The 22,891-nt window shown below is 71.7% G+C and carries 17 protein-coding genes; 15 read left to right on the top strand and 2 right to left on the bottom strand.

The annotated features are described in order from the left end of the window. Positions 1 to 2: 2 nt before the first annotated feature. The 6 genes from ACH499_RS20715 to serA all read left to right on the top strand — a co-directional run bounded on the left by ACH499_RS20715 (position 3) and on the right by serA (position 9,982). Entirely contained in the window at positions 3 to 944 is a 942-nt protein-coding gene (locus tag ACH499_RS20715; protein WP_356200659.1) for a 2-hydroxyacid dehydrogenase, read from the top strand. A 392-nt stretch (positions 945 to 1,336) separates the two neighbouring features. Next, positions 1,337 to 4,375, top strand: coding sequence for a putative bifunctional diguanylate cyclase/phosphodiesterase (locus tag ACH499_RS20710; protein WP_399017422.1), 3,039 nt, complete (start codon positions 1,337 to 1,339; stop codon positions 4,373 to 4,375). A 244-nt stretch (positions 4,376 to 4,619) separates the two neighbouring features. Then, on the top strand, positions 4,620 to 6,461 hold the full coding sequence (locus ACH499_RS20705) for an acetolactate synthase large subunit (RefSeq protein ID WP_356200662.1): 1,842 nt from the start codon (positions 4,620 to 4,622) through the stop codon (positions 6,459 to 6,461). 21 nt (positions 6,462 to 6,482) lie between these two features. Then, the gene (ilvN, locus tag ACH499_RS20700) at positions 6,483 to 7,007 is read left to right on the top strand and encodes an acetolactate synthase small subunit (RefSeq protein WP_356200663.1); all 525 of its coding nucleotides are present in this window, start codon (positions 6,483 to 6,485) and stop codon (positions 7,005 to 7,007) included. A gap of 119 nt (positions 7,008 to 7,126) precedes the next feature. Continuing rightward, positions 7,127 to 8,125, top strand: coding sequence for a ketol-acid reductoisomerase (ilvC, locus tag ACH499_RS20695; protein ID WP_356200664.1), 999 nt, complete (start codon positions 7,127 to 7,129; stop codon positions 8,123 to 8,125). Positions 8,126 to 8,392: 267 nt separating this feature from the next. Next, positions 8,393 to 9,982 (top strand): phosphoglycerate dehydrogenase, encoded by a 1,590-nt coding sequence (gene serA / locus ACH499_RS20690; RefSeq protein ID WP_356200665.1) that lies wholly within the window; start codon positions 8,393 to 8,395, stop codon positions 9,980 to 9,982. 163 nt (positions 9,983 to 10,145) lie between these two features. Here serA and ACH499_RS20685 read toward each other — a convergent pair whose 3' ends face one another. Further along, positions 10,146 to 11,417 (bottom strand): PucR family transcriptional regulator, encoded by a 1,272-nt coding sequence (locus ACH499_RS20685; protein ID WP_399017419.1) that lies wholly within the window; start codon positions 11,415 to 11,417, stop codon positions 10,146 to 10,148. Between the two features lie 164 nt (positions 11,418 to 11,581). On the opposite strand from ACH499_RS20685, the gene ACH499_RS20680 reads away from it, so the two are divergent. The 6 genes from ACH499_RS20680 (at position 11,582) to ACH499_RS20655 (ending at position 17,693) form a co-directional block, all read left to right on the top strand. Then, the gene (locus ACH499_RS20680) at positions 11,582 to 12,508 is read left to right on the top strand and encodes a proline dehydrogenase family protein (protein WP_356200669.1); all 927 of its coding nucleotides are present in this window, start codon (positions 11,582 to 11,584) and stop codon (positions 12,506 to 12,508) included. A gap of 62 nt (positions 12,509 to 12,570) precedes the next feature. Next, positions 12,571 to 14,202, top strand: a complete 1,632-nt coding sequence (gene pruA / locus ACH499_RS20675; protein ID WP_356200671.1) for an L-glutamate gamma-semialdehyde dehydrogenase — start codon at positions 12,571 to 12,573, stop codon at positions 14,200 to 14,202. Between the two features lie 83 nt (positions 14,203 to 14,285). Further along, entirely contained in the window at positions 14,286 to 14,828 is a 543-nt protein-coding gene (locus tag ACH499_RS20670) for a GNAT family N-acetyltransferase (RefSeq protein WP_399017416.1), read from the top strand. A 249-nt stretch (positions 14,829 to 15,077) separates the two neighbouring features. Next, complete coding sequence (locus ACH499_RS20665) at positions 15,078 to 15,209, top strand: hypothetical protein (RefSeq protein WP_302898735.1); 132 nt, start codon at positions 15,078 to 15,080, stop codon at positions 15,207 to 15,209. A gap of 81 nt (positions 15,210 to 15,290) precedes the next feature. Beyond that, complete coding sequence (locus ACH499_RS20660) at positions 15,291 to 16,343, top strand: 3-isopropylmalate dehydrogenase (protein ID WP_356200675.1); 1,053 nt, start codon at positions 15,291 to 15,293, stop codon at positions 16,341 to 16,343. Positions 16,344 to 16,604: 261 nt separating this feature from the next. Then, positions 16,605 to 17,693: a branched-chain amino acid aminotransferase gene (locus tag ACH499_RS20655; RefSeq protein WP_356200677.1), complete on the top strand. Its 1,089-nt coding sequence runs from the start codon at positions 16,605 to 16,607 to the stop codon at positions 17,691 to 17,693. A 129-nt stretch (positions 17,694 to 17,822) separates the two neighbouring features. On the opposite strand, the gene ACH499_RS20650 is transcribed toward ACH499_RS20655, so the two are convergent. Next, positions 17,823 to 19,277 (bottom strand): cytosine permease, encoded by a 1,455-nt coding sequence (locus ACH499_RS20650; RefSeq protein WP_399017413.1) that lies wholly within the window; start codon positions 19,275 to 19,277, stop codon positions 17,823 to 17,825. Between the two features lie 144 nt (positions 19,278 to 19,421). Between ACH499_RS20650 and ureA the strand changes: the two genes are divergently transcribed. Genes ureA through ACH499_RS20635 form a run of 3 tightly spaced genes read left to right on the top strand, consistent with a single transcriptional unit; the run spans position 19,422 to position 22,890 of the window. Next, on the top strand, positions 19,422 to 20,126 hold the full coding sequence (gene ureA, locus ACH499_RS20645; RefSeq protein ID WP_399017411.1) for an urease subunit gamma: 705 nt from the start codon (positions 19,422 to 19,424) through the stop codon (positions 20,124 to 20,126). Then, the gene (locus ACH499_RS20640) at positions 20,123 to 21,832 is read left to right on the top strand and encodes an urease subunit alpha (protein ID WP_399017409.1); all 1,710 of its coding nucleotides are present in this window, start codon (positions 20,123 to 20,125) and stop codon (positions 21,830 to 21,832) included. Before ureA ends, ACH499_RS20640 begins: the two co-directional genes overlap by 4 nt. 23 nt (positions 21,833 to 21,855) lie before the next feature. After that, entirely contained in the window at positions 21,856 to 22,890 is a 1,035-nt protein-coding gene (locus tag ACH499_RS20635) for an agmatine deiminase family protein (protein WP_356200684.1), read from the top strand. The last annotated feature ends 1 nt before the right edge of the window (position 22,891 follow it).

Raw genomic sequence — 22,891 nt, 5'->3', positions numbered from 1 at the left:
GCATGACTGCTGACGTGTGGCTGCCCATCCCGCCCGACGAGATCGAGGGGCTCCCGGAGGGCCCCGTCTACCGCTTCTGGAACGGTGAGGAGGAGTTCCCCGCCGACCCGGCCGACTGCGCGTACTACGTCGTTCCGTACATGAAGCCCAGCGGGATCGGGGTACGCCCGATGCCGCACATGCGCTCCGTGCGGGTCGTCCAGACGCTCTCCGCAGGCATCGACCACGTGGAGCCGGGCCTCGCGCACCTGCCCGCCGGCGTGCGGCTGTGCAACGCGCGCGGTGTGCACGAGGCCAGCACCGCGGAGCTGACCCTGACCCTGATCCTCGCGTCGCTGCGCGGGGTGCCCGACTTCGTGCGGGCCCAGGACCGGGGGGAATGGCTCGGCGGGTTCCGGCCGGCGCTCGCCGACCGGAACGTGCTCATCGTCGGATACGGATCCATCGGCGCCGCGATCGAGGACCGGCTCGTACCGTTCGAGGTCGCGCGGGTGGCGCGTGTCGCGCGCTCGGCGCGCACCACGGCGCGCGGCCCCGTGCACCCGCTCACCGAACTGCCCGCCCTGCTGCGGGAGTCGGACGTCGTCATCCTCTCGACACCGCTCACCGAGCAGACGCGGGGCCTGGTGGACGCGGACTTCCTCGCCCGGATGAAGGACGGCGCCCTGCTCGTCAACGTGGCGCGCGGCCCGGTCGTGGACACGAAGGCGCTGCTCGCCGAACTGGAGAGCGGACGCATCACCGCCGCCCTCGACGTCACCGACCCCGAACCGCTGCCGCCGGGCCACCCCCTGTGGCAGGCTCCCGGAGTGCTCGTCAGCCCGCACGCCGGAGGGCCGACGTCCGCCTTCCTGCCGCGCGCCAAGCGGCTGCTGGTGGACCAGTTGAGCCGGTTCGTGAACCGGGAGCCGCTGCGCAACGTGATCCTGACGACGGGCGAATAATCCGCTTCGGGCACCCTCCGCAACTTCCCGGGCGCGGTGGGTACTCGCATATCCCCTGGTGGTCACGGAGCGTAGAGAACCTATGTCCCTGAGTGACGAGACTGGTGTATCGTCCGACAGGGGACGCGCCGCGCACCGCTCGGCGCCGGGGACGGACACGTCAGACAGCGAGGGGGGCGACGGGCGATGCACGGCCTATGGACGAACGACCCGACACGGCGGAGCGGCCGCCGGCGACCCTGGCCCACGGCCGCACGCGGACAGGAACGGCACGGTCACCGCGGTGGCCGTACCGGCCGTCGGCAGAGCGGACACAGCGCCCGCAGGAAGCAGGTGCACCCGGCACGCCGGTGCCTGCGGGACGCCGGACCGGCGCGGACCGGGGGGCCCCGGTGAGTCCGCCGTCTCCCGTACCCACGCTCGACGGAGCCCTGCGGACACCCGAGACGCCCGGACCGCTCCCGCCCCGGCCGCCGTCCGCCGCGTGCAGGCCCTCCCTCGTCCGCCAGCTCGTGCTGGCCCTGGTCTGCGGGGGATTCGCCGTCGGATCGGCGCTGGGCTGGGGGTCGGAGCTCGTCGCCCAGATCATGGGCGACTTCGGACTGAGCGCCGCGGCCGGCGCCGCCGCCGTCTCCTGCTTCGTCTACGCCCGCGGGCGGCAGGTCCACTTCCGGCCGGCCTGGCTCCTGTTCGGCCTCTCCTCGGCGATGGCCTCCCTCGGCAATCTGGTCTGGGGGTGGTACGAGGTCGTCCTGCGCCAGCCCGTGCCCAGCCCGAGCTATGCCGACCTGTTCTTCCTGTGCTTCGCGCCGCCCGCCATCGTGGGACTGCTGGTGCTGGCCAAACGGCCGGTGACGAAGGCGGGCTGGATCTGCCTCGGCCTGGACGCCTGGCTGATCGGCGGCTCGCTGCTGACGCTGGCGTGGAGCCTGGCGCTCGCGCAGGCGGCGAAGGCCGAGGGCGCCTCCAGCGTGGCGCACGCCGCGCTCTCGCTGGCGTACCCGCTGCTGGACATCGCGCTCGTCAGCATGGTGCTCGCGCTGCACTTCCGGCGCACACCCGTCGGCAGGACCGCGGTCAACACGGCCATCGGCGCACTCGCCCTCACGGTGCTGTGCGACGCCCTGTTCACCTCGCCGCTGCTGCACGACGGCTACCGCTCGGGCCAACTGCTCGACGCCGGCTGGTTCGCCGGATCGCTGCTGCTGGCGTACGCCCCGTGGGCGGCGTCCCGGCAGGGGCGCCCGCGGGACGAGGACGGACCCGGCGGTCACGCGCGTGCGGTCCACGCACCTGTGCCCGGCCGGACCGGTACCGGCGGGCAGTCCGCCGCCCCGCCGCACGCCGCCCCCGCGCAGACCGACGAGCCCGGCCGCTATCCGGCCGCCCGTCCCATCGCCGGGTCGCTGGCGGCGCTCACGCCCTACCTCGCCGCGGCGGTCTGCACCCTGGGGATCCTCTACAACGTCCTCAACGGCCGCAGCGTCGACCGGGTCGTGCTGCTGACGTGCGGCACGGTGGTCCTCGCCCTCGTCGTGCGCCAGGGCATCATGCTGCTGGACAACATCACCCTGACCCAGGAACTGGCCCAGAAGGAGAACCACTTCCGCTCCCTGGTGCAGGGCTCCAGCGACGTCATCATGATCGCCGCCCCCAACGGCGTCCTGCGCTACGTCTCCCCGGCCGCCGCCGGGGTCTACGGGCGTCCGGCGGAGGAACTGGTGGGCGGCGAACTGGCCGGGCTGATCCACCCCGAGGACCTCGGCCGCGTGGTGCACGAGGTGCGCCGCTTCCTCGCGGCCAGTCCCGTCGAGGAGCCCACCATGCGCATCGAGTGCCGCTTCCGGTCCGGCGACGGCGGCTGGCTCAACGTCGAGTCGACCGTCAACCGGCACCACGGGGGCCTCATCTTCAACAGCCGGGACGTGACCGAGAGAGTGCGCCTGCAGGCGCAGCTCCAGCACAACGCCGAGCACGACCCGCTCACCGACCTGCCCAACCGCGTCCTGTTCACCCGGCGCGTCCAGCAGGCCCTGTCCGGCCGCCGCGCCTCCGACCGGGGCGCCGCCCTGCGGGGCACGGCCGTGCTCTTCATCGACCTGGACGGATTCAAGGCGGTCAACGACACCATCGGGCACCAGGCGGGCGACGAACTGCTCGTCCAGGCCGCCCGCAGACTCCAGGAGGCCGTCCGCAAGGGTGACACCGCCGCCCGGCTGGGCGGCGACGAGTTCGCGGCCCTGATCGTCGGGGACGGCTCCTCCCGCGACCGTGCCGCGCGCGAGGGGCACATCCTGGAGCTCGCCGACCGCCTCAGAGGCACCCTCTCGCAGCCCTACCTCATCGACGGCAACGATGTCCGCGTCAACGCCTCCATCGGCGTGGCCTTCGCCGAACCGGGCCTCGGCGCGGGGGAGTTGCTGCGCAACGCCGATCTCGCCATGTACCGCGCCAAGGCCGGCGGCAAGGGACGCGTCGAGCTGTACAGACCGCAGATGCAGCAGGACGTCGTACGCAGGGCGGAGCTGGCCGGAAGGCTGCGGGCCGCGCTGCACGACGGCGAGTTCACGCTGCTGCACCAGCCGGTGGTCTCGCTGACCGACGGCCGGATCACGTCCGTCTGCGCCCAGGCCCGCTGGCGCTCGTCCCAGGGCGTGCTGTTCACGCCCGCGGAGTTCCTGCGGGTGGCCGACGACGGCGACAAGACCGCCGAGCTGGACCGCTGGGTGCTCCAGGAGGCCGTCGAGCAGGCCGCGCAGCGCGTGGCGGCGGGCGTGTCGGTGCCGGTCGCGGTGCGCACAGGTGCCCGCCGGCTGGTCGACCGCTCCATGCCGCTCGGCTCCGTGGAGGCGCTGCTGACCCGGCACGGGCTGCCACCGGGTTCCCTGGTGATCGAGCTGTCCGACACCGACCCCCGGGTCGGCCTGGACGAGCTGGAGCGGCGGCTCAACGCCCTCAGGCGGGTCGGCGTACGGATCACCCTCGACGCCTTCGGCAACGGCCACGCGGCGATCACCGCGCTGCGGCGGCTCCCCGTCGACGTCCTCAAGCTCGACCGGAGCCTGGTCGAGGGCGTCGTCGAGTCGGCGCGGCTGCACAAGATCACCAGTGGGCTGCTGCGCATCGCCACCGACCTCGGACTCAGCTCCGTGGCCGACGGGGTGGACCTGCCCGAGCAGATCGCCGCCCTGCGCGCGATGGGCTGCACCCATGGGCAGGGCATGGCGTTCTCCGGGCCGCTGGACGAGCACCGGCTGCGCAGAGCGCTGGGTACCGGTCACTACCCGGTGCCGCACGCCCCGGCCGAGCCGGCCTTCGTGGGCGGCGGCGCGGGCGTGTACGGCGTCGGTCTGGCCTCCGGGCTGCCCGCCGTCCTGGGAGGTGGCACGGCCCTGCGCTCACATAATGAGACGCCCGTCCCACCCACTTGACAGTGGGTGCGCGCCGGGTGGAGGGTCAATGCCATGCGCACCCGAATTCTCGTACTTGGAAAGCGCGTCGGCTGAAGCTGGTGACATCCGGACCGACCCGGACCTCCCAGCGACCCACACCCGGCGCGCTCCCCTCGCTTGCCTTCTGGCACGAGGGGTTTTTTGTTGCACAGGCACCTGCCGAGCGACAAGCCCAGATCGCCCAATCCTCGCAAAAACCCTCAGCATCGAGAAGAGAATGCCGATGACCGAGCAGGCCACCGGGGCCCACCCGCAGCCGCGGCCCCGATCCGGAGGACAGTCCGCCCCCGAGCACGTCACGGGTGCGCAGTCCCTCATTCGCTCTCTCGAGGAGGTCGGCGCCGACACCGTATTCGGCATTCCCGGCGGTGCGATCCTTCCGGCGTACGACCCGCTGATGGACTCCACCAGGGTGCGCCACGTCCTGGTCCGCCACGAGCAGGGCGCCGGCCACGCGGCCACCGGCTACGCGCAGGCCACCGGCAAGGTGGGCGTCTGCATGGCGACCTCCGGCCCCGGCGCCACCAACCTGGTCACCCCGATCGCCGACGCGCACATGGACTCCGTGCCGCTCGTCGCCATCACCGGCCAGGTCGCGTCCTCCTCGATCGGCACGGACGCCTTCCAGGAGGCGGACATCGTCGGCATCACCATGCCGGTCACCAAGCACAACTTCCTCGTGACCAAGGCCGAGGACATCCCCCGGGTGATCGCGGAGGCGTTCCACATCGCCTCCACCGGCCGCCCCGGCCCGGTCCTGGTCGACATCGCCAAGGACGCGCTGCAGAAGAAGACCACCTTCTCCTGGCCGCCCGTCATGGACCTGCCCGGCTACCGCCCGGTCACCAAGCCGCACGCCAAGCAGATCCGCGAGGCCGCCAAGCTCATCAGCGCCGCGAAGCGCCCCGTGCTCTACGTCGGCGGCGGCGTCCTCAAGGCGCGGGCCACCGCCGAGCTGAAGGTCCTCGCCGAACTCACCGGAGCGCCCGTCACCACCACCCTGATGGCGCTCGGCGCGTTCCCCGACAGCCACCCGCTGCACGTGGGAATGCCGGGCATGCACGGTGCGGTCACCGCCGTCACCGCGCTGCAGAAGGCCGACCTGATCGTCGCCCTCGGAGCCCGCTTCGACGACCGCGTCACCGGCAGGCTGGACAGCTTCGCCCCGTACGCCAAGATCGTCCACGCCGACATCGACCCGGCCGAGATCGGCAAGAACCGCCCCGCCGACGTGCCCATCGTCGGCGACGCCCGCGAGGTCATCGCCGACCTCGTGCAGGCCGTCCAGAAGGAGCACGGCGAGGGCAACCGGGGCGACTACACCGCCTGGTGGAAGGACCTCAGCCGCTGGCGCGACACCTACCCCCTCGGCTACGACCAGCCCGGCGACGGCTCGCTGTCCCCGCAGGCGGTCATCGAGCGCATCGGGCAACTGGCGCCCGAGGGCACGATCTTCGCCGCGGGTGTCGGCCAGCACCAGATGTGGGCCGCGCACTTCGTCCAGTACGAGCAGCCCGCCACCTGGCTGAACTCCGGCGGCGCCGGGACGATGGGCTACGCCGTCCCGGCCGCCATGGGCGCCAAGGCCGGCATGCCCGACCGGACCGTCTGGGCCATCGACGGCGACGGCTGCTTCCAGATGACCAACCAGGAACTGACCACCTGCGCCCTGAACAACATCCCGATCAAGGTCGCCGTCATCAACAACGGCGCCCTCGGGATGGTCCGCCAGTGGCAGACCCTGTTCTACAACCAGCGGTACTCCAACACGGTGCTGCACTCCGGCCCCGACGACGTCAACCCGGACGCCCGCGGCACCCGCGTCCCCGACTTCGTGAAGCTGTCGGAGGCCATGGGCTGCTACGCCATCCGCTGCGAGGACCCCGCCGACCTCGACAAGGTCATCGAAGAGGCGAACTCCGTCAACGACCGGCCCGTCGTCATCGACTTCATCGTCCACGAGGACGCCATGGTGTGGCCGATGGTCGCCGCCGGTACCTCCAACGACGAGATCATGGCCGCCCGGGACGTCCGCCCCGACTTCGGCGACAACGAAGACGACTGAGCGAGGAAGACCCAAGAGACCATGTCCAAGCACACGCTCTCCGTCCTGGTGGAGAACACGCCCGGCATCCTCGCCCGGATCGCCGCCCTCTTCTCCCGCCGCGGCTTCAACATCGACTCGCTGGCCGTCGGCGTCACCGAGCACCCCGACATCTCCCGCATCACCATCGTGGTGAGCGTCGAGGAGTTCCCGCTGGAGCAGGTGACCAAGCAGCTCAACAAGCTGGTCAACGTGCTCAAGATCGTCGAGCTGGAGCCCGCGCAGGCCGTTCAGCGCGAACTCGTTCTGGTGAAGGTGCGCTCCGACAACGAGACGCGCTCCCAGATCGTCGAGATCGTCCAGCTCTTCCGGGCCAAGACCGTCGACGTCTCCCCGGAGGCCGTCACGATCGAGGCCACCGGCAGCAGCGACAAGCTGTCCGCCATGCTCAGGATGCTGGAACCGTACGGCATCAAGGAGCTGGTCCAGTCCGGCACCATCGCCATCGGCCGCGGCGCCCGTTCGATCACGGACCGCTCGCTGCGCGCCCTCGACCGCTCCGCGTAACGACGGAATGCGGGCGGCCGTCCGACATCCCGGCCGCCCGCATTCCGAGACCCCGAGACTTCCCTTCCCCCCACCGGCATACGGTGGGACGCAACACCTGCACACAAGGAGAGAACCCAGTGGCCGAGCTGTTCTACGACGCCGACGCCGACCTGTCCATCATCCAGGGCCGCAAGGTCGCGGTCATCGGGTACGGCAGCCAGGGCCACGCCCACGCCCTGTCGCTGCGCGACTCCGGCGTCGACGTGCGCGTCGGTCTGCACGAGGGCTCCAAGTCCAAGGCCAAGGCCGAGGAGCAGGGCCTGCGCGTGGTGAGCCCGTCCGAGGCCGCCGCCGAGGCCGACGTCATCATGATCCTCGTCCCGGACCCGATCCAGGCCCAGGTCTACGAGGAGCACATCGCCGGCAACCTGAAGGACGGCGACGCGCTGTTCTTCGGCCACGGCTTCAACATCCGCTTCGGCTTCATCAAGCCCCCGGCCGGCGTGGACGTCTGCATGGTCGCCCCCAAGGGCCCGGGCCACCTGGTGCGCCGCCAGTACGAGGAGGGCCGCGGCGTTCCCTGCATCGCGGCCGTCGAGCAGGACGCGACGGGCAGCGCCTTCGCGCTGGCCCTGTCGTACGCGAAGGGCATCGGCGGCACCCGCGCCGGCGTCATCAAGACCACCTTCACCGAGGAGACCGAGACCGACCTGTTCGGTGAGCAGGCCGTCCTGTGCGGTGGCACCGCGGCCCTGGTCAAGGCGGGCTTCGAGACGCTGACCGAGGCGGGCTACCAGCCGGAGATCGCCTACTTCGAGTGCCTGCACGAGCTGAAGCTGATCGTGGACCTCATGTACGAGGGCGGCCTGGAGAAGATGCGCTGGTCGATCTCCGAGACCGCCGAGTGGGGCGACTACGTCACCGGCCCGCGGATCATCACCGACGCCACCAAGGCCGAGATGAAGAAGGTCCTCGCCGAGATCCAGGACGGCACGTTCGCCAAGAACTGGATGGACGAGTACCACGGCGGCCTGAAGAAGTACGACGAGTACAAGAAGCAGGACTCCGAGCACCTTCTGGAGACCACCGGCAAGGAGCTGCGCAAGCTCATGAGCTGGGTCGACGAGGAGGCGTAAGCCGCCCGCGCGAAGGGGCCGGGGCACTCCGCCCCGGCCCCTTCGGCGAACCCGGGGTAACGTCGTGGGTACGGCGTTGTCCAACCCGTCCACCCCGGACGGGTGATCCTTCCGCAGAGGCGCAGGACGACCTCCGCCACGCCACTAGACTGCTGCACAACATACGCGTCAGGCTCACAGCGTCGTGCGTCTTCCACGCGGCCACTCAACCCTCCACCGCCTGCGGCCGTCGGGACGGCCGTCCGCATTGGACTTGTGAGGACTCACGTGAGCTCGAAACCCGTCGTACTCATCGCTGAAGAGCTGTCGCCCGCCACCGTGGACGCGCTTGGCCCCGACTTCGAGATCCGCCACTGCAACGGCGCGGACCGGGCCGAACTGCTCCCCGCCATCGCGGACGTGGACGCGATCCTGGTCCGCTCCGCGACCAAGGTCGACGCCGAGGCCGTCGCCGCCGCCAGGAAGCTCAAGGTCGTCGCACGAGCCGGCGTCGGCCTGGACAACGTCGACGTCTCCGCCGCCACCAAGGCCGGCGTGATGGTCGTCAACGCCCCGACCTCCAACATCGTGACCGCCGCCGAGCTGGCCTGCGGCCTGCTCATCGCCACCGCCCGCAACATCCCGCAGGCGAACGCGGCGCTGAAGAACGGCGAGTGGAAGCGCAGCAAGTACACCGGTGTCGAGCTGGCCGAGAAGACCCTCGGCGTCGTCGGCCTCGGCCGCATCGGTGCCCTGGTCGCGCAGCGCATGTCGGCCTTCGGCATGAAGGTCGTCGCCTACGACCCCTACGTGCAGCCCGCGCGGGCCGCGCAGATGGGCGTCAAGGTGCTGTCGCTGGACGAGCTGCTCGCGGTCTCCGACTTCATCACCGTCCACCTGCCGAAGACCCCCGAGACCATCGGTCTGATCGGCGACGAGGCGCTGCGCAAGGTCAAGCCGAGCGTCCGCATCGTCAACGCCGCGCGCGGCGGCATCGTCGACGAGCAGGCGCTGTACTCGGCGCTGAAGGAGGGCCGCGTCGCCGGCGCCGGCCTGGACGTGTACGCCAAGGAGCCCTGCACCGACTCGCCGCTGTTCGAGTTCGACCAGGTCGTGTGCACCCCGCACCTCGGCGCCTCCACCGACGAGGCCCAGGAGAAGGCCGGTATCGCCGTCGCCCGGTCCGTGCGCCTCGCCCTCGCCGGTGAGCTGGTCCCCGACGCGGTCAACGTCCAGGGCGGTGTCATCGCCGAGGACGTGAAGCCCGGTCTGCCGCTCGCCGAGCGCCTCGGCCGGATCTTCACCGCGCTGGCCGGCGAGGTCGCCGTCCGCCTCGACGTCGAGGTCTACGGCGAGATCACCCAGCACGACGTGAAGGTCCTGGAGCTCTCCGCCCTCAAGGGCGTCTTCGAGGACGTCGTCGAGGAGACCGTCTCCTACGTCAACGCGCCGCTGTTCGCCCAGGAGCGCGGTGTCGAGGTCCGGCTGACGACCAGCTCCGAGTCGGCCGAGCACCGCAACGTCGTCACCGTGCGCGGCACGCTGGCGGGCGGCCAGGAGGTGTCGGTCTCCGGCACGCTGGCCGGCCCGAAGCACGTCCAGAAGATCGTCGCCGTCGGCGACTACGACGTCGACCTGGCCCTCGCCGACCACATGGTGGTGCTGCGCTACGAGGACCGTCCGGGCGTCGTCGGCACCGTCGGCCGGATCATCGGCGAGGCGGGCCTGAACATCGCCGGCATGCAGGTCGCCCGTGCGACGGTCGGCGGCGAGGCCCTCGCCGTGCTGACCGTCGACGACACGGTGCCCCCGGCCGTGCTGTCCGAGGTCGCCTCGGAGATCGGCGCGACGTCCGCGCGGTCGGTCAACCTCGTCTGAGGTGACGGTCCCCGGGGTCCCGGCCCCGCCGCGGCCCTGAACGGGCCGCGCTCCTCGCACGCCGGACGGGCTGACTCGCTCAGCCCGTCCGGCGTTTTTCCTTGCCCGGGCGCGCCCTCGGCCCGAAGAGCGCGCCCGGGGACCGCGCCGGACGGCCGCGGCGCTACAGGCGGTGCGCCTTGAGCGCCATGTGCAGCAGCAGCCGGTCCTCGCCGTCGTCCAGGTCCAGGCCGGTGAGCTGCTCGACCCGCGAGAGGCGGTAGTACAAGGTCTGCCGGTGGATGCCCAGCTCCGCCGCGGCCCGGCCGGCCTGCCCCGCGCGGTCGAGGTACACCTCGGCGGTGCGGGCCAGCTCGTGGTGCGCGGGGGAGAGCAGCGACCGTACGACGGAGTCGCGGGCGGTGCGCGGGGGCAGCGCGGTCAGCAGACGGTACGGACCGATGGACGCCCACTCGGCCACCGGACCCAGCCGCGGCTCGGCGAGCGCCGCGCGGGCCGCCGCCGACGCCTCCCACCAGGCGTCCGTCAGCTCGGCGAGCCCGGTGCGCGGAGCCGAGATGCCGGCCGCGACCTCGGCCGCCGCGCCGGCTCCCGCCATGGCCCGCGCCCGCTCCAGCAGCCGCCCCGCCGCCGAGGCCGCCGTGGCCGGCGCCTCCGCCGAGCGCAGCCGCACCAGCAGCGCCACCGACTGCGGTACCGGCCCCACCGTGCCGAAGACGCCGGCGGCGCCCCGGTCCCACGGCACCGTGCACAGCGCCGTCGCCCCCGGGACCGTACGCACCGACGGGGCGTCGTCCGGGGAGGCGGACGGCCACGGGGCCACGCACACCACCGTGTGCGGGGTGTCCGCGCGGGAGCCGAGGGCGGTGCGCAGTTCGGCCACGGCCATGTCGCGCTGCCAGTCGCGCTCGGCGGTCAGCACGGCCCGCAGCTCCCGGCTGAGATCCGCGCCGTGCTGCGCCTCGTCCGCGAGCAGCGCGCCGATCCGGACCGTGACGTCCATCGCCGCCGCGAGCCGCCGCTCCGTGGGGCCCGGGTCGGTGTCCAGCAGCCAGACGTACCCGAGGACGACACCCCGGTGCCGCACCGGCAGGCAGATCCGTCCCCGGTACACCCCCGCCTCCGGGGTCGGCGGAATGCGTACCGGGCCCTTCGCTCGGGTGATGCCGAAGCCCTCGAACCACGCCCGGACGGCCGCCGTCGACCTGCGGGTCAGGATCGAGCGGGTGCGCACCGGGTCCAGTGCCGAGGGGTCGAGGTCGCCCTCGCTGTCGTACGCGCCGAAGGCGATCAGTTCGAAGTCGCGGTTCTCCAGCGTGGCGGGCGCGCCCAGCAGCTCGGAGATCTCGTCGACCAGCTCCTGGTAGTCACCGCGGGAGCCTCCGGGACCTCTGGATCCTTGGGAATCGGACGTCACCCGGGCATTCTGCCGCATTTGAGCGCGCCCTTCATACATCTGTCTGAGATCCCCGGCACGGATGCGTGACAGGTGTCGATGGCCGACGATCGGGGATGTCCCTAGATTTCACGGTGGTTCTCCGTGCCGTTCCCGAATCGTCGGGTATCGGCCTTGTGTTGCTTGGTAAGTGGAGGTGCCCCGTGCTGGGTCCCGTGATTCTCGCCGCGTCGCGCAGCGACAGGATGCGACGTCTGGTCTCGGCCGCGCCGGTGACCAAGCCGGTCGTCGACCGGTTCATCCCCGGCGAGACGGTCGACGAGATCGTGCCGATCATCCAGGACCTCACCGGCCAGGGCCTGGAGCTGACGATGGACGTCGTCGGCGAGGACATCACGAACCCCGCGCAGGCCGAGGCCGCCCGCGACGCCTACCTGGAGCTGATCGAGAGGCTCGGCCCGCTGGAGCTCGGCACCCGCGCCGAGATGTCCGTGAAGCTGTCGATGTTCGGCCAGGCGCTGGACGGCGGCCACGAGCTGGCCCTGAAGAACGTCCGCCCGGTCGTCGAGGCGGCCGCCGCCATCGGCACCACGGTCACGCTGGACGCCGAGGACCACACCACCCTCGACTCGATGTTCGCCATCCACGAGGAGCTCCGCAAGGACTTCCCGCAGACCGGCTGCGTCATCCAGGCGTACCTCTTCCGCACCGAGGCCGACGCGCGCCGCCTCGCCGACAGCGGCAGTCGCGTACGGTTGGTGAAGGGCGCCTACAAGGAGCCCGCAGAAGTCGCCTACCAGCAGAAGCACGAGATCGACAAGGCGTACGTCCGCATCCTGCGCACGCTGATGGAGGGCGAGGGCTACCCGATGATCGGGTCCCACGACCCCCGCCTCATCTCCATCACCCAGGAGCTGGCCCGGTCCGCCGGGCGCAAGCTCGACGAGTACGAGTTCCAGATGCTGTACGGCATCCGGAGCGACGAGCACGTGCGGCTGGCCTCCGAGGGCCACCGCATGCGCGTCTACACCGCCTACGGCACCGACTGGTACGGCTACTTCATGCGCCGTCTGGCGGAGAAGCCGGCGAACCTGCGCTTCTTCCTCCGCTCGATGGTCAGCAAGGGCTGAGTACCACGGGCTGAGCCCGCACCACAGCTCGAAACCGCTCAAGTCAAGGAGTCCCGGAACCCATGGACGCTGTGACCCAGGTCCCCACCCCCGTCAACGAGCCGGTGCACGGCTACGCCCCCGGCTCGCCCGAGCGCGCCCGGCTGGAGGCCAAGCTCAAGGAGCTGGCCGACAACCCGATCGACCTGCCCTGCACCATCGGCGGCGTGAAGCGGATGGGCGGCGGCGAGCGCTTCGACGTCGTGCAGCCGCACAACCACAAGGCGCGCCTGGGCACCTACGCCAACGCCACGCAGGCGGACGCCCAGGACGCGATCGACGCCGCCCTGGCCGCCGCCCCCGCGTGGCGCGCGATGTCCTTCGACGACCGCGCGGCGATCATCCTGCGCGCCGCCGAGCTGCTGGCCGGCCCGTGGCGCGAGACCATCGCCGCCTCCACCATGCTCGGCCAGTCCAAGACGGCCCAGCAGGCCGAGATCGACAGCCCCTGTGAGCTGGTCGACTTCTGGCGCTTCAACGTCCACTACGCGCGGAACATCCTCGCCGAGCAGCCCCCGGCCAACTCGCCGGGCGTGTGGAACCGCCTGGACCACCGCCCGCTGGAGGGCTTCGTCTACGCGATCACGCCGTTCAACTTCAGCGCGATCGCGGCCAACCTGCCCACCGCCCCGGCCCTGATGGGCAACGTGGTGGTCTGGAAGCCGTCCCCGACCCAGACCCACGCCGCCGTGCTGCTCATGGAGCTGCTGGAGGAGGCCGGTCTGCCCAAGGGCGTCATCAACCTGGTCACCGGCGACGGCCTGGAGGTCTCCGAGGTCGCCCTGAACCACCGCGACCTCGCCGGCATCCACTTCACCGGCTCGACCAAGACCTTCCAGCACCTGTGGAAGACGGTCGGCAACAACATCGAGAAGTACCGCACGTACCCGCGTCTGGTCGGCGAGACCGGCGGCAAGGACTTCCTGGTCGCCCACCCGAGCGCCGACCGCGCCGTGCTGAAGACCGCCCTGACCCGCGGTGCCTTCGAGTACCAGGGCCAGAAGTGCAGCGCCACCTCCCGCGCCTACGTCCCGGCGTCGATCTGGAACGACGGCTTCAAGGAGGAGTTCGCCGCCGAGATCGACGGACTCACCATGGGTGACGTCACCGACCTGTCGAACTTCATCGGCGCCGTCATCGACGAGCGGTCGTTCGCCAAGAACAAGGCCGCCATCGACCGGGCCAAGGAGGACGACGCCTGCACGATCGTCGCGGGCGGCTCCTACGACGACTCGGTCGGCTACTTCGTCCGCCCGACCGTCATCGAGTGCACCGACCCGGAGAACGAGGTCTTCCGCACCGAGTACTTCGGCCCGATCCTCGCCGTGCACGTCTACGAGGACGACAAGTACGACGAGATGCTGACCCAGATGGAGTCGGTGTCCGACTATGCCCTCACCGGCTCGGTCATCGCCAACGACCGCGCCGCGGCGGCGTACACGATGGAGAAGCTGCGCTACGCGGCCGGCAACTTCTACATCAACGACAAGTCGACCGGCGCCGTCGTCGGCCAGCAGCCCTTCGGCGGCGGCCGTGCCTCCGGCACCAACGACAAGGCCGGCGCCCCGCAGAACCTGATGCGCTGGACGCTGACCCGCGCCATCAAGGAGACGCTGGTCGCCCCGACCGACTACGGCTACCCGCACATGGGCTGACACGCGGCGCACCGGACGGGCCAGGTCTGCGGACCTGGCCCGTTCGCGTACCCGGAAGCGGCCGGGCCGCCACAATGGCTCCCATGACCCACCGCGTCCGCACCGCCCACACGGCCGACCTCACCGCCCACGAACTGAGCGCCGTCCGCGCCCTGTTGCACGACGCCTTCGACGGCGACTTCGGCGACGACGACTGGGACCACGCGCTCGGCGGCGTGCACGCCCTCGTCCACGACGAGCACGGGATCGCCGCGCACGGCTCGCTCGTCATGCGGCGGGTGAGGCTGCGCGGACGCTGGCTGCGCACCGGCTACGTCGAGGCGGTCGCGGTGCGCCGGGACGTGCGGCGCACCGGGCTCGGCGGCCTGGTCATGGGCGCCCTGGAGGAGATCGTGACCCGCGCCTACGACCTCGGCGCGCTCTCCGCGAGCGACGACGGCGCCCTGCTCTACACGGCCCGCGGCTGGCACGTCTGGGGCGGGCGGATCCACGCGCTCGGTCCCGACGGCGTGGTCCGGCTCGCCGAGGAGGAGGGCTCCACCTATGTGTGGCCCGCCTCCGCCGGGGCGGCCGGCGCCGACGGCGGCGAACTCCTCTTCGACTGGCGCGACGGCGACGTCCTGTAGGTATACGCCCAGCTCAGGAGCGTGTGACCGACGGCACCGTCTCAGATAGTAGGAAGTCCGAGTAATGATGCAGACAGACGGTCCGCGCTCCCTTAGCTTGGAACAAGCCGAACGTCTCGCTCGATCAAGCGAATGGCGGTCGTGAGCCGTGCCCCGTGCAGGCAACCCCTGCGGCACGTGACTCCCCGCCCCCGGCGTCTCGTAACCCCTCTCCGCACTCCGCATCCGTGTCGAAGGAGTCGATTCCCCATGGCCGAGACGACCGTCCGCCGCCGAGTCCGCCACATCTCCCGCACGAGCGACTCCGACCGCAAGAACGCCGCCGCCGCTCTCCAGCGCGCCCTCGACCGCCGGGACAACGGCGGCTCCACCGGTCACTGAGACCGGCGCGGGACGCCCGTGCGGTGTCCGTATGACGGACACCGCATGTCATCCCGTGGGACGAAAGGTAGTGTGCTGCGCATGTCGGCAAGCTCTCGCATCCTCAATCTCGCAGTGATCCCCGGTGACGGCATCGGCCAGGAGGTCGTGGCCGAGGGTCTCAAGGTCCTCTCCGCCGTCCTTCCGCAGGATGTGAAGCTGGAGACCAAGGAGTACGACTTCGGCGCGCGGCGCTACCACGCCACCGGTGAGACCCTCACCGACGCCGACCTCGACGCCCTCAAGGCGCACGACGCCATCCTGCTCGGCGCCATCGGCGACCCGTCGGTCCCCTCCGGCGTGCTGGAGCGCGGCTTCCTGCTCAAGCTCCGCTTCGCCTTCGACCACCACGTGAACCTGCGTCCGTCGAAGCTGCTGCCGGGCGTCGCCACCCCGCTCGCCGGCCAGCCGGAGATCGACTTCGTCGTGGTCCGCGAGGGCACCGAGGGCCCGTACACCGGCAACGGCGGCACCATCCGCAAGGGCACCGAGCACGAGGTCGCCACCGAGGTGTCCGTCAACACGGCCTACGGGGTCGAGCGCGTCGTCCGCGACGCCTTCGCCCGTGCCCAGGCCCGTCCGCGCAAGAAGCTCGCGCTGATCCACAAGAACAACGTGCTGACCTTCGCGGGCCACCTGTGGACGAACGTCTTCGACAAGGTGGCCGCGGAGTTCCCCGAGGTCACCACCGAGTACATGCACGTGGACGCGGCGACGATCTACCTCGTCACGCAGCCCGAGCGCTTCGACGTGATCGTCACCGACAACCTCTTCGGCGACATCATCACCGACCTCGCCGCGGCCGTCTCCGGCGGCATCGGCGTCGCCGCGAGCGGGAACATCAACCCGTCCGGCGAGTTCCCCTCGATGTTCGAGCCGGTGCACGGTTCCGCGCCCGACATCGCCGGCCAGGGCAAGGCGGACCCCACCGCCACGGTGCTCTCCGTCGCCCTGCTGCTGCGCCACCTCGGCCACGACGCCGAGGCGGCCCGGATCGAGGAAGCCGTCGCCGCCGACCTCGGCGAGCGCGTCGGCAAGCCCGCCCGCAGCACCTCCGAGATCGGCGACGCGCTCGCCGTACGAGTAGCGGGCTGACCGGCCGCCGCTCGAATATCCAACCTTTCGAAGCCGCCGGGTCCGAAAAACAAGGCACCCGGCGGCTTTCTCCTGCGTCCGCCAGGTGCGACCATCGAACCCTGGGCCGCATTCACCCCGTTTCATCCGTCGCCGGCCGCGAGCGATAATCGGACGCGAAGCCGCGACATGAGGGAATGCTCGGACGTCCTAGCACCGGCCACCGGCCGTACGGGCGTGACCGCGGCCCGTCACAACCGAACCGGTGAAGGACATCAACCCATGACGACGCCCACGATCGAGCTCAAGCCTTCCGCCCACCCGCTCTCCGACGCCGAGCGGACGGCGATCCTGGCCAACCCGGGGTTCGGCCGCCACTTCACCGATCACATGGTGACGATCAAGTGGACGGAGGGGCGCGGCTGGCACGACGGCCAGCTCGTTCCCTACGCCCCGCTCTCCATCGACCCGGCCACCATGGTCCTGCACTACGCGCAGGAGATCTTCGAGGGGCTGAAGGCCTACCGTCGGCCCGACGGCACCGTCGCCACCTTCCGCCCGGACAAGAACGCCCAGCGCTTCCAGGCCTCCTCGCGCCGGCTCGGGATGCCGGAGCTGCCGGTGGAGACCTTCGTCGAGGCGTGCGACGCGCTGGTGCGGCAGGACCAGGACTGGGTTCCGCCGCACGGTGGTGAGGAGTCCCTCTACCTGCGTCCGTTCATGATCGCCACCGAGGTCGGGCTCGGCGTGAAGCCGGCCAACGAGTACCTCTTCATCGTCATCGCCTCCCCGGCCGGCGCCTACTTCCCGGGCGGCCTCAAGCCGGTCTCCATCTGGGTCTCCGAGGACCGCGTCCGCGCCGTCCCGGGCGGCATGGGCGACGCCAAGACCGGCGGCAACTACGCGGCGTCCCTGCTGGCGCAGGCCGAGGCCGCGGCCAAGGGGTGCGACCAGGTCTGCTACCTCGACGCGCTGGAGCGCAAGTGGGTCGAGGAGCTCGGCGGCATGAACCTGTACTTCGTGTACGGCAACAAGATCATCACGCCCTCCCTCACCGGTTCCATCCTGGAGGGCGTCACCCGTGACTCCCTGCTCACCGTCGCCCGCGACCTCGGGTACGAGGCCGAGGAGGGCCGCGTCTCGGTGGACCAGTGGCAGCGGGACTCGGAGAACGGGTCCCTCACCGAGGTGTTCGCCTGCGGCACCGCGGCCGTGATCACGCCTGTCGGCACGGTGAAGCGGGCCGGGGCCGAGTGGCAGCAGAGCGGCGGGGAGACCGGTGAGGTCACGCAGCGGCTGCGGGACGCGCTGCTGGACATTCAGCGGGGGACGGCCGAGGACAAGCACGGCTGGATGCACCGCCTGGCCTGACGCCCCGGCACCGGGGCGGACCCCACCGGGGGCTCCGCCCCGGGCCGTCTTCGCGCACCCTCCGGCCGAACCGGTCGGGCGGGAAACGGGCCTTGCCGGGGACTCCGCCCCCGGGCCCTCGCGCGGGGGCTAGGCGCGGTCGCTGCTCGGCTCGGTCGGGCGGGAGGCGGGGTCGGCCGGCTCCGGGGCGAGGTGTGTCGCCGTGGCGGGGGCCGGGGCCGAGAGCAGGTACACCGCCCCGCCGACCAGGCCCGACAGCAGGAAGCTGCAGTCCACCCCGCCGGTCAGGGGCAGCAGCGGGCCCTCGTACGACGGCAGGGCCACCGCGAGGACACCGACGAGGGCGCCCGCCGCCCAGGCCGCGGTCGCGGAGACGTTCCAGCCGCCGCGGTACCAGTAGACGCCGCCCCGCGCCCGCCGGTTGAAGACCTGGAGGGCGTCGGCGTCGTACTCCCCGCCGCACCGGACGTAGCCGATGAGGGTGATGACCGCCCACGGGGTGCCGATGGCCGTCAGCAGCAGCACGAAGGACGTCATCGCCGACTGCGCGTCCCACGCGTAGTGCCCGACGAAGACGCAGACCGTGGCGACGACGGCGACCGTGTACGTGGCCCGGGCGCGGGAGGCGCGCGGCAGGATGGCGTCCAGGTCCAGGCCCATCGAGTACAGCATCAGACCCGCGTTGCCCACCGACCCGGCCGAGGCCGCCAGCAGCAGCGGCACCAGGTACCAGCCCGGCGCGGCGTCGACCAGCGGTCCCGCGTAGTCCAGCGCGGCCCGCGCCGCGAACGCCGTGAACGTGCCGAAGAGCTGCGGCACCAGCAGGCCCAGCATCAGCCCCAGCCAGGTCGCGTGCAGCACCCGCCGGGAGGAGAAGCGGGACGGGGAGATGTAGCGGGTGTAGTCGCCGAGCAGCGTGATGAAGGCGATCGGCCCGGACAGTCCGGCGGCCACCGCGGACAGCAGCCAGGTCGGCCAGAACCCGTCCAGCAGATAGCCGCCCGCCTCGGGAAGGGCGGCGGTCGTGAAGTCGGGCGCGTAGGCGATCACGCCCAGCACCAGCAGCGCCGTCATGGCGAAGGCCAGCACCCGCGACATGGCGAGCAGTACCCGGTAGCCGTAGACCGCGCCCGCCACCGTCGCCGCCGCGAGCAGCCCGTACACCACGGCGTAGGAGGCCCCGCCGTCCGGCAGCCCGAACAGCCGGCCGAGCACGCCCACCATGACGTCCCCGCCGATCCACACCGTCAGCGCCGTGTAGCCGAGCGCCAGCAGCAGGCCGACCACCGAACCGACCAGCCGGCCGCGCACGCCGAACTGGGCGCCGGAGGACGTGGACAGGTTGGTCGCCGTACGCAGCGAGACCAGCGCGAGCGGGGCCGTGAACAGCGTGCCGACCACCGTGCCCGCCACCACCGAGCTGACCGAACCCCAGAAGTCGAGGCCGAAGGACGGCGGCAGCCAGCCGAAGACGATCACTCCCAGGCAGAGGTTGGAGCCCAGCAGGATCGAGACGAGGTCCCGGGGCCCGCTGGTGCGTTCCGCTTCGGGGATGGTGTCGACACCGCGCTGTTCTATCGGCATGGCTGGTCTCCTTCGACGGCCGCCAGAGGGTTTGAGCGACGTTCAATGTGACGTCCGCCAGGTGTAAACGTCAACGGTTCCGTTCCATGAATTCGACGTTTAGAGTGATGCTCTAATCTGTGGAAGGCAAGGAGGTGCCGCGTCGTGAGACTGACCCCCACGGAACGTGACCGGCTGCTGCTCTTCGGGGCGGCCGAGCTGGCCCGCGCCCGCCGGGCCAGGGGGCTGCGGCTGAACGTGCCCGAGGCGACGGCCCTGATCGCGGACACCGTGTGCGAGGCCGCCCGCGACGGCGCGCGCCTCGCGGAGGCCGTCGAGCGCGCCCGCTCCGTGCTCGGCCCCGACGACGTGCTGCCCGGCGTCGCCGACGTGGTCACCGAGGTGCACGTCGAGGCCGTCTTCGACGACGGCTCCCGGCTCGCGGTCGTCTCCGACCCCATCGGCGGCGGGCTGGGCGAGGCGGCTCCCGGCGCGCTGCTGCCCGGCCCCCAGCACGCCGACCCCGAGGCCCACGTGCGGCTGACGGTCGCCAACACCGCGACCGTGCCCGTCTCCGTCACCTCGCACTTCCACTTCTTCGAGGCCAACCCCCGCCTGGACTTCGACCGCGAGCGGGCCTACGGCATGCGGCTCGCGGTCCCCGCCGGGTCGTCCGTGCGCTTCGGGCCGGGCGAGTCCCACGAGGTCGGGCTGGTGCCGATCGGCGGCGCGCGGATCGCCGTCGGCTTCGCCGGACTGGTCGACGGACCGCTGGACGCGCCCGGCGCCAAGCAGGAGGCGCTGCGCAGGGCCGCCGCCTGCGGCTACCTCGGCGTACCCGACACCACGGAACAGGAGGCCGAGCGATGAGCCGCCCCGGAGGCCACCCGGCCGAACCCCGCCACCTCACGCCGTACGAGTACGCGGCCACCCACGGCCCCCGGGCCGGCGACCGCGTCCGCCTCGGCGACAGCGGGCTGACCGTCCGGGTCGAGTCCGACGCCCAGCGCTACGGCGACGAGTTCCTCGCCGGCTTCGGCAAGACCGCCCGCGACGGACTCCACCTCAAGGCCGCCGCCGTCCGCGAGACCTGCGACGTCGTCATCAGCAACGTCGTCGTGATCGACGCCGTGCAGGGGATCAGGAAGGTCTCCATCGGCATCCGCGAGGGCCGGATCTCGGCGATCGGCCGGGCCGGGAACCCCGACACCCTCGACGGCGTGGACGTCGTGGTCGGCACGGGCACGTCCATCGTGTCCGGCGAGGGCCTCATCGCCACCGCCGGGGCCGTCGACACCCATGTGCACCTGCTCTCGCCGCGCATCATGGAGGCGTCGCTGGCCTCCGGCGTGACGACGATCATCGGCCAGGAGTTCGGCCCCGTCTGGGGCGTCGGCGTCAACTCTCCCTGGGCGCTGAAGCACGCGTTCGGCGCGTTCGACGCCTGGCCCGTCAACATCGGCTTCCTGGGCCGGGGTTCCTCCTCCCACGAGGCCCCGCTGATCGAGGCGCTGGCCGAGGGCGGGGCGTCCGGCTTCAAGGTGCACGAGGACATGGGCGCCCACACCCGCGCCCTCGACACCGCCCTGCGCGTCGCCGAGGAGCACGACGTCCAGGTCGCCCTGCACAGCGACGGCCTCAACGAATGCCTCTCCGTCGAGGACACCCTCCGTGTCCTGGAGGGCCGCACCATCCACGCCTTCCACATCGAGGGCTGCGGCGGCGGACACGTCCCCAACGTGCTCAAGATGGCCGGCGTCCCCCACGTCATCGGCTCCTCCACCAACCCCACCCTGCCCTTCGGGCGGGACGCGGTCGCCGAGCACTACGGCATGATCGTCTCCGTCCACGACCTCAAGCCCGAGCTGCCCGGCGACGCCGCGATGGCCCGCGACCGCATCCGCGCCGGGACCATGGGCGCCGAGGACGTGCTGCACGACCTGGGCGCCATCGGCATCACCTCCTCCGACGCCCAGGGCATGGGCCGCGCCGGCGAGACCGTCCGCCGCACCTTCGCCATGGCCGGCAAGATGAAGGCCCAGTTCGGCGCCCCCGACGAGCACGACAACGAGCGCGTCCTGCGCTACATGGCGAAGCTGACCATCAACCCGGCCATCGCCCACGGCCTGGCCCACGAGGTCGGCTCGATCGAGGTCGGCAAGCTGGCCGACATCGTCCTGTGGCGCCCGGAGTACTTCGGGGCCAAGCCGCAGCTCGTCCTGAAGTCGGGTTTCCCGGCGTACGGCGTGGTCGGCGACCCGAACGCGGCCACCGACACCTGCGAACCCCTCGTCATGGGCCCGCAGTTCGGCGCGCACGGCGCCACGCCCGCCGACATCTCCGTGGCCTTCGTCGCCCAGGCCGCCCTCGACCAGGGCCGCGACACCATGCCGACCCGCCGCCGCCGCGTCGCGGTGCGCGGCACCCGCGGCATCGGCCCGGCCGACCTGCGCCTGAACTCCCGTACCGGCCAGGTCGACGTCGACCAGCGCACCGGCCTGGTCACCCTCGACGGCGACCCGCTGCGCTCCGAACCGGCCGAGTCCGTCTCCCTCAACCGTCTCTACTTCCTGTGAAGGTTCCTGTGAAGGCACCCGCCATGACCCCCGCCGCCGACGGCTTCCGCATGCCTCCCGAGTGGGCCCCGCATGAGCGCACCTGGATGGCCTGGCCCGGCCCCAACCCCACCTTCGACGACCCGGAGGACCTGGCCGCGGCCCGCGCCGCCTGGGCGTCCGTGGCGCGCGCCGTGCGCCGCTTCGAGCCGGTGACCGTGGTCTGCGGCCCCGGCCAGTCCGCCGAGGCGCGGGCGCTGCTGGGCGAGGACATAGAGACGGTCGAGCGCGAGCTGGACGACGCCTGGATGCGGGACATCGGCCCCACCTTCCTCACCGACGGCCGCGAACTCGCCGCCGTCGACTGGACCTTCAACGGCTGGGGCGCCCAGGACTGGGCCCGCTGGGAGCACGACGCGAAGATCGGCGCGTTCGTCTCCGACCTCGCGGGCGCCCGGACGTACCGCTCCTCCCTCGTCAACGAGGGCGGCGGCATCCACGTGGACGGCGAGGGCACGGTGCTGCTCACCGAGACCGTCCAGCTCGGCCCCGAGCGCAACCCCCACTGGAGCAGGGAAGAGGTCGAGGCGGAGATCCACGCCCACCTCGGTACCAGCCGGGCGATCTGGCTGCCGCGCGGTCTGACCTCCGACTATCCGCCGTACGGCTTCGGCACCCTCGGCCACGTGGACATCGTCGCCGCCTTCGCCGCGCCGGGCGTCGTCGTCGCCCACCACCAGCCCGACCCGGCCCACCCCGACCACGAGGTCACCAAGGAGGCCATCGGCATCCTGCGTTCGGCCACCGACGCCCGCGGCCGCGCCCTGGAGGTCGTCGAGGTCCCCGCCCCGACCGTCCTGGAGGCCGACGGCCACTGGGTCGACTACTCCTACATCAACCACTACCTGTGCAACGACGGCGTCGTCCTGTGCGGCTTCGACGACCCGCGCGACGAGATCGCGGCCGGCATCTTCCGCCGTCTCCACCCGCGGCGCACGGTCACCCTGGTGGACGCGCGTACGATCTTCGCGGGTGGCGGAGGCATCCACTGCATCACCCAGCAGCAGCCGAGGATCTAGG

The sequence above is a fragment of the Streptomyces sp. NPDC018947 genome, from assembly GCF_044390505.1.
Lineage (GTDB): Bacteria > Actinomycetota > Actinomycetes > Streptomycetales > Streptomycetaceae > Streptomyces.
Note: the sequence above shows the minus strand (reverse complement) of the source record. Positions and strands in the feature narration are given on the sequence as shown.